The sequence below is a fragment of the Streptomyces sp. Isolate_45 genome, from assembly GCF_024721315.2.
Taxonomy (GTDB): Bacteria; Actinomycetota; Actinomycetes; order Streptomycetales; family Streptomycetaceae; genus Streptomyces.
In genome coordinates, this window is sequence record NZ_JANFAK020000264.1 from 1 (window position 1) to 7,068 (window position 7,068).

Sequence of the window (7,068 nt, forward strand, 5' to 3'; positions counted from 1 at the left end):
GCGCCGCGCGGCCGCAGCGAGGCCACCGGAACGGGCCGTTGCCGCGGGGCCGTGGGGCCGGACGCGGGGGCGGCGGCCCGGTCCCGTTCCGGGGCGGGCAGGCCGCGCACCGACTCCCGTACGACGCTCATGGCCGGGGCGTGCGACGGCACCCGGGCGGCTTCCGCCGCCGGTTCGGGGGATGCCTGCGGCGCGGCCGCGGAGGCGGGCGCCCCGGCGATCGCCCCCTGGAGGAGGGAGTTCGGCAGCAGGACCACCGCGGTGGTGCCCCCGTAGGGCGAGGTGCGCAGGTGGACCTGGATCGCGTGGCGGGTCGAGAGCCGACTGACCACGAAGAGACCGAGGCGGTCGCTGTCGAAGAGGTCGAGGTCCTCGGAGTGCTCGATCCGCCGGTTGGCCTCCGCCAGCACGTCACGCCCCATGCCGAGACCGCGGTCCTCGACCTCCAGGACGTATCCGGTGCCGACCGGCTCTCCGCTGACCCGGACCTTGGTGTGCGGGGGTGAGAACTGGGTCGCGTTCTCGATCAGTTCGGCGAGCAGGTGGGTGAGGTCCGCGACCGCGCCGCCGGAGACGGCCGCCTCGGCGAGTCCGCGCACCTCGACGCGCTGGTAGTCCTCGATCTCGGAGACGGCCGCGCGAACCACGTTCGTCAAGGGGACCGGCATCCGCCACGCGCGTCCGGGGGCGGCGCCCGACAGGATGATCAGGCTCTCGGCGTGCCGACGCATCCGCGTGGTGAGGTGGTCGAGGCGGAAGAGGTCCCCGAGTTCGCCCGGGTCGTCCGCGCGGCGCTCCATGGAGTCGAGGAGGGTCAGCTGTTTGTGGACGAGGACCTGGCTGCGACGGGCGAGGTTGACGAACACCCCGCTGACCCCACTGGCGAGTTCGGCGCGCTCGACCGCGGCGCTGAGGGCGGCCCGGTGGACGGTGGACAGGGCCTCCCCGACCTGGGTGATCTCGTCGTCGGCGGGCCGCCCGGGCGGGGTCTCGGCGTCCACGTCGACGGTCTGCCCGGCGCGCAGCCGGTCCATGGCGTGCGGGAGTTCGCGGTGGGCGATGCGCAGGGCGGTGTTGCGCAGCGAGACCAGCTCGACGACGAGGGCCCGGCCGATGCGGACGGAGATGACGAGGGAGGCGGCGACGGCCGCCAGGCCCAGCAGCACGGCGGCGCCGGCGGGGCTCAGCGCCCCTTCGGCGAACGGATCCGCGCGGTCCGCGGCTTCGGCTCGGGCGGCCTCCCGGATCTCCTTCATGGAGGCGCTGATCCCCGTGTACGCGGCCTCCCAGCCGGCGGGGACGCCGGACGCCTCGCGCGCCGCCGCGGCGGCGTTACCGGCGGGGGCCGCGTTGCCGGCGTGCGGCGTGCCGTTGGCCGGGACCGGGGCGGCTGCCGCCAGGACCCGGTCCTCGGCCCCGGTGAGGTCCGCGTACGCGGCGCTCCTGGAGGCGGCGTCCCAGACCTCCCGCTGGGCGGCGGGCAGGTCCCGGGCGGAGGCCGTGGTCACCGCGCGCCGGGACTCGACGGTCCCGGCCAGGCGGCGAAGCGTTTCGGCGCTCCGCTGGCCCGGCAGCGCGAGCAGGACGTCCTCCCGCGCCAGCAGTTCCCCGGCGCGGGCGAACTCCAGCAGGACCCGGGCGTCGGATCCGAGTTCGGGGTTCCGGCCGGCGGAGAGGGCTCCCTCGACGGAGAGGGCGGAGTCTGTCAGGCGCGTGTACGTCGCGTAGGCCGCCTCCGGGGTCGCGCGGCGGTCGGTGATGTCCTTGCGGGCGGTCGCGAGGGCCTCTGCGGCGCTCACGAAGTCCCCGAGCCGGGTGACGATGTCGGGGCCGTAGTCCCCCGAGTCGGCGACGGTGTGGCGGTCGCCGAGCCGCAGGCTCCGTACGGCGTCATCGGTGCGCCGGGCCTGCTGCGCCAAGCCGGCGCCCTGGTCGGCGGCGGGATCGGCCAGGAAGCGGACGGCCGCCCGTCGTTCGGCCTGCAGCTCGGCCAGGGCGGCGGCGACGGGGGTGCGGATCTCGGCGTCGACCTGGCGGATCCTGCTGATCGCGGCGATGTCCCGGGCGGTACTGACGGTGGCGAAGGCCCAGAGGGCGAGCAGCGAGACGACCGGGACCATCAGCAGCGAGACGATCTTCGCCCGGACGGTGGCGGGCCGCAGCCGGATCCGGGGCCGCGCTCCGCCACCGGCCCCGGCCGGGGCCGCGCCTGGGCCGGAGACCCGTTCCGCCTCGGGTTCCTCTGCCGGGGGCCCCGCGTGCGCCCGGCGGCCGCGCACAGGGGGCGCGGGCAGCCGCCGGGCCGCTGCTTCCGGTCTGGTGCGGGGTCTGCGCATGGGCTCCTCGTTCCGGGCGGTGCGTACGGGGTTCGCGGGGGGGTGGTGGGGATGTCGGTGGGTGGACCGGTCGGGGATCGGAAGGGTCAGCGGGCGGGGAGCGCGGCGTCACCGAGGTTGCGGGCGGAGGCCGAGGCGGCGCGCTCGTCGGCGGTCGGGGAGAGCGCGACGAAGGCGGCGGTGATGAAGAGGTAGGACCCCAGGCCGACCGCGAGGGGGAAGATGAACTGCATGGCCGTGGCACCGGACAGCGCCGCGTCCGAGGGTGCGACGCGGACGGCGACGGCGGCCATCCCCGTGTAGTGCATGCTGCTCACGGCCGCGCCCATGACCAGCGAGGCTCCCGCCACGGCCACCGGCGATTTGATGTTGAGCGCCGCCCAGAGCGCCGCGGTGGCGGCGATCACGGCGATGGCGACGGACAGCCCGACGGTCAGCGGCCGGTAGGTGACCTGCCCGTGCAGGCGCAGCGCCGCCATCCCGAGGTAGTGCATGCTCGCGACGCCGAGGCCGGTGGTCAGGCCACCGAGCACGAGGGCCCTGCCCCGACTCCTGCCGTAGCCGACGGCGAAGACGCCGGCGCCGACGACGAGCACGGCGACGAGGAGGCTGAGGATGGTCAGCGGCACGTGGTAGCGGATCTCGGTGCCGGTGACGTGGAAGCCGAGCATCGCGACGAAGTGCATCGTCCAGATGCCGGTGCCGATGGCCGAGGCCGCGGTGAGCAGCCAGTTGCGGCGGGAGGCTCCCGTCGCCGCGAGCGCACGGACGGTGCAGCGCAGCCCGAGGGCGGCGCCGATCGATGCCATCACGTACGACAGTACGGGTGTCAGCCAGCCATAGGCGGCGTGGTCCAGGTGTCCCATGGCCACGGGACGCTAGTCCGGGTGAGGGCACGAACAAGGGGAGCATTTCGAAAGCCGCTGGAACTGCTGGAATATGACAGAGCTACGTTCATCTCCGATCATGCGACGTGCCTCCTTGCGCACACGGCACAGGCAGGGCGTGCGCCCGCAGGCGATGCGGAAGGCGCGGGGGGCACCGCGCGAACACCGCCGTGCGGGATCATGGGCTCATGAGCGAAGACCACACGCACGTGCAGGAGTTCTTCGGGCCGCGCGCCGGTGCCTGGGACCGGAAGTTCCCCGAGGACGGACCCGCCTTCGTGGACGCCGTGGACGCGTGCGGGCTGCGCCCCGGGGACCGGGTGCTCGACGCGGGCTGCGGGACCGGCCGGGCCCTGCCCCCGCTCCGCGAGGCCGTCGGGCCCTCCGGGACGGTGCTCGGGGTCGATCTCACCGAGGAGATGCTGGCCGCCGCGCGGCAGGCCGGGCGCGGGGGCGCCGGAGCGCTCCTACGGGCCGACGTGGCCCGGCTGCCGCTGCGGGACGGCGCCCTCGACGCCGTGTTCGCCGCCGGGCTGATCGCCCACCTGCCCGATCCCGAGGCCAACCTGCGCGAGCTCGCCCGCGTGGTCCGCCCCGGCGGACGGCTCGCGCTCTTCCACCCGATCGGCCGCGCCGCGCTCGCGGCACGCCACGGCCGGTCGCTGACCCCCGACGACCTGCGGGCCGAGCACAACCTCGGCCCGCTGCTGTCGGGTTCCGGCTGGGACATGACCCGCTACGCGGACGAGGACCACCGCTTCCTGGTCCTGGCCGAGCGCCGCGCCTGACCCGGACTCGGGGGCTCGGGGACCTGGGGGGGGTCGGGGGACCTGGGGGTTCGGGGCTCGTCCGGCGGATCTCCCGCAGTCGGCCGTAACAGCGCCCCGGTATTCCGTTCCGTGGCGGGCGCCAACCGTACGTACAGGTGGCGGGCTTGGAAATCGCCCTCCTCCTGCTCTCGACGCGCGTGTTACCCGCTGGTTAAGGTGCGCCGACGAGAGAGCGATCGGGAGGCCACGTGTCCGACGAGGAGGACGGGGGCTCGCTGTACGTGCTGACCGCCGTACTGCTGACCCCCACGCAGTTTCCGGCTGTCCTGGGCGACGACTTTCCGGAGGCCTGCGCACTGCTGGGCGTACGGCCGGTGACGGACGGGTACGGGCTGGTGCTCGGGCAGGACGAGGAGGGGGCGCGCTGGACGGTCGTCGTGGACGACGTCTCGCTCGTGGCCGCCGCCATCGCCTCCTGGGACTGCGGGATGGAGTACGACCTGTCGCCCGACGAGCGGACCATCGTGGTCTCGCTGGCGGGCTGGCCGCTGGAGCTGACCGTATCGGCGCCGGGCGTCGCGGAACCGCACGATCCGGAGCAGGGTGCGGACGGCACCGGCCGGGTGCCGTTGACTCCGCCCTCGGCGGACGCGTGGGGACCCGTGCAGCGGCGGATGGGCGCGGACCAGATCGCCCGGGAATGGGCGGACTGGAGCGAGCGCGTCGCGACGGACGGCGGTGCGGCGGCCGCCGCACATCCCGGACTGACGCGGGCGCTCAAGGAGGCGACGGAGTACACGCGCGCGGCGCCGCCTCCGGGCCGGGTGCGCTCGTCCTTCGCCGCCGAGGGCGCGCGAACCGTACGGGCCGACGGCCCCGGCTGGTCGCTGGTGGCTCGGACCGACGACTCGGCGTTCGTCCTGCTGGACGAGGAGCCGGGCGAGGTGTTGACCGTCCCCCGCGAGGGGGACTTCGACCTGGGGGAACTGCTGGCGGCCCTGGACCGCGTGGCCGCGAGGCCCGTCTGAACACCCTGGGGATGAGGACTTCCGAGTCCCGGAGGGCCGCCCACCGCGTCCAGGCCGCGCACCTGCGCGGGCCACGCCCTCATGCCGGACCAGGACTGACCCCACCGGCCGCGACCCGGACGGGATCGGCCTGATCGGACAGCCAGGGCGGCGAGGGGTCAGACGCGTTCGAGCGGGACGTGCGGGAGTGGCGGCAGGGTGACCGTGATCGCGTCGCCGGGGTGGATCGTGCCGCCCCGGCGGACCACGCCCATGATTCCGGCCTTGCGGACCAGGCGGCCCGTCCCGTCCCGGCCGACGACCTGCTTGAGCAGACCGCTGCGGAAATCGTCGATCTGCCGGCACGGGTTGCGCAGACCGGTCACCTCCACGACCGCTTCCTCGCCGAGTCCCAGCAGCGTTCCGGTCGGCAGCGCGAGCAGGTCGATGCCTTCCGTGGTCACGTTCTCCCCGAGCTGGCCCGGACCGACGTCGAAGCCCTGGCCGGCCACCTCGTCGAAGAGTTCCCGGTGAATGAGGTGGACCTGTCGCAGGTTCGGCCGGGTCGGGTCCTGCGCCACGCGTGAGCGGTGCTTGACCGTGACTCCCGCGTGCACGTCCCCCTCGACTCCGAGACCCGTCAGCAGGGTGATGCTCTCCCGGTTCGGCTTGGTGAACGAGTACGCGCCGTTGCTGCTGACCGACGAGACCTGAGCGGTGTTCATGACCTACGTTCCCCTTGCCGCCCTCAGCGGTCGAGTTGCTTCCTGGATATGCCCCGCAGACGACGACGCTGGGAGGGGTCCAGCAGGAGGTAGGCGACGGCCGGGACCGCGACCAGGGCCACCAAACCCCAGACGCCGAACACATAGAACAACACGATCGCTGCCGCGACTGCGGCAACCGCGACCTTTCCGCTCCTCGACATCTACGGACACCTCCTCCTGCTTCGGCTACTGACCTCTCAACGCTCCGCCCCCACCGTGCGTTCCCCCGCGCCGCCCCTCGTTCCGGCGCGTGACCCGGGTCGCCGCGCCGCGCGCGCCCCCGGGCTCCGCCCATGAGGTACTCTCGGCCGCCCCGTACCCGGTAGTCAAGTTTGAGGAATGCGTGCTCACCGAGACCTCCGACCTCCTCCGCCGCTCCGCCGTCTTCCTGCCCGCCGACCCGCCGCGCAACGGGCGCGTCGCCTTCTGGCGCAACGACGCCGACACCGCCCCGCCCGCCCGGCCCTCCGCCGACGGCGCCCCCGGTACGGGAACCCCCGCGAGCGCCCGCGCCGCAACCGCCGCCCTCCCCGCGCCCCCGGGCGGCGCCGAGGCCCCGGACGGGGTCGTCGAGGAACTCACCGTGATCACTCCCGCGCTGCTACCGGTCGCGGTCACGGCCCTGGTGCTGCCCATCGGCGCCGCCCTGCCGCTGCTCACCCGGGCCCGGACCGCCCCCGGGGCGAGCGCCCCCGCGGCGTTCTGGGGAGCGGCGTCACTGCTGGCCCTCCGGTTCGCCGCCCGTGGGCTGCTGCTGCCGGGGCTGAGCCCCGCCGGGTACGACGCCTGGCGGACCGGTCCGCTGGAGGCCGCCGACCTCGAAGCGGTACGGCAGCTGGCGGCCGCCATGCCGCCCGAGGCCCACTGCGTCCCCCTGGAGGCCGACGGGCCGCCCCGACTGCCCGCCCCCGAACCGCTGCTGCGGGCCTTCCTCGACGCGATCGCCGACACCCTGCCCCGCTCCCCCGCCGCGGCCGCCGCCGCGGGCGGCCCCGCCTTCGCGGCGCCCGCCGGACCCGCCCGGCCGTTGCCCGCCCTGCGGGCGTGGGCCGACGAGGTGGCCGTGGGCCACGACGCCGGCGTGCGGATCTCCCTGCGCGTCGAGTTCCTCGACCCGGACGCCGACGGCCCCGGCAGCAGCCCCGCCGACCGTCCCGACGCCCCACCCGCCCTGCGCGCCGTCCTCCAGTTGCACAGCCTCGCCGACGCCGGACTCGTCGCCGACGCCGCCGCTGCGGCCGGGGCGGGCGAACTCGTCGACCATCCGGTCGATGACGGTGTCGGCCGGGTGCTCGGCCCAG

The 7,068-nt window shown here is 75.1% G+C and carries 6 protein-coding genes and 1 pseudogene; 3 read left to right on the forward strand and 4 right to left on the reverse strand.

What is annotated here, in order from left to right; all coding sequences use genetic code 11:
* A partial coding sequence (locus NOD94_RS39300) for an ATP-binding protein (protein ID WP_281211039.1) occupies positions 1-2,336 on the reverse strand: 2,336 nt, incomplete at its 3' end.
* Between the two features lie 86 nt (positions 2,337-2,422).
* Positions 2,423-3,202 carry an MHYT domain-containing protein gene (locus NOD94_RS39305; protein WP_281211040.1) on the reverse strand — a complete coding sequence of 260 codons (780 nt, stop codon included), beginning with the start codon at positions 3,200-3,202 and terminating at the stop codon, positions 2,423-2,425.
* Positions 3,203-3,411: 209 nt separating this feature from the next.
* Between NOD94_RS39305 and NOD94_RS39310 the strand changes: the two genes are divergently transcribed.
* Positions 3,412-4,011, forward strand: coding sequence for a methyltransferase domain-containing protein (locus tag NOD94_RS39310; protein WP_281211041.1), 600 nt, complete (start codon positions 3,412-3,414; stop codon positions 4,009-4,011).
* 230 nt (positions 4,012-4,241) lie between these two features.
* Positions 4,242-5,021 (forward strand): hypothetical protein, encoded by a 780-nt coding sequence (locus tag NOD94_RS39315; protein WP_281211042.1) that lies wholly within the window; start codon positions 4,242-4,244, stop codon positions 5,019-5,021.
* Positions 5,022-5,179: 158 nt separating this feature from the next.
* Here NOD94_RS39315 and NOD94_RS39320 read toward each other — a convergent pair whose 3' ends face one another.
* Entirely contained in the window at positions 5,180-5,725 is a 546-nt protein-coding gene (locus NOD94_RS39320) for an MOSC domain-containing protein (RefSeq protein WP_281211043.1), read from the reverse strand.
* A 23-nt stretch (positions 5,726-5,748) separates the two neighbouring features.
* Positions 5,749-5,928, reverse strand: a complete 180-nt coding sequence (locus NOD94_RS39325; RefSeq protein ID WP_281211044.1) for a hypothetical protein — start codon at positions 5,926-5,928, stop codon at positions 5,749-5,751.
* A 182-nt stretch (positions 5,929-6,110) separates the two neighbouring features.
* Between NOD94_RS39325 and NOD94_RS39330 the strand changes: the two are divergent.
* Positions 6,111-7,068: pseudogene (locus NOD94_RS39330) on the forward strand (hypothetical protein); the annotation flags it as partial.

What these genes read in the sequence shown, in the direction of transcription:
- NOD94_RS39305 (WP_281211040.1), bottom strand. Translation starts at nt 3,202, where the DNA reads ATGGGACACCTGGACCACGCCGCCTATGGCTGGCTGACACCCGTACTG.
- NOD94_RS39310 (WP_281211041.1), top strand. Translation starts at nt 3,412, where the DNA reads ATGAGCGAAGACCACACGCACGTGCAGGAGTTCTTCGGGCCGCGCGCC.
- NOD94_RS39320 (WP_281211043.1), bottom strand. Translation starts at nt 5,725, where the DNA reads ATGAACACCGCTCAGGTCTCGTCGGTCAGCAGCAACGGCGCGTACTCG.
- NOD94_RS39325 (WP_281211044.1), bottom strand. Translation starts at nt 5,928, where the DNA reads ATGTCGAGGAGCGGAAAGGTCGCGGTTGCCGCAGTCGCGGCAGCGATC.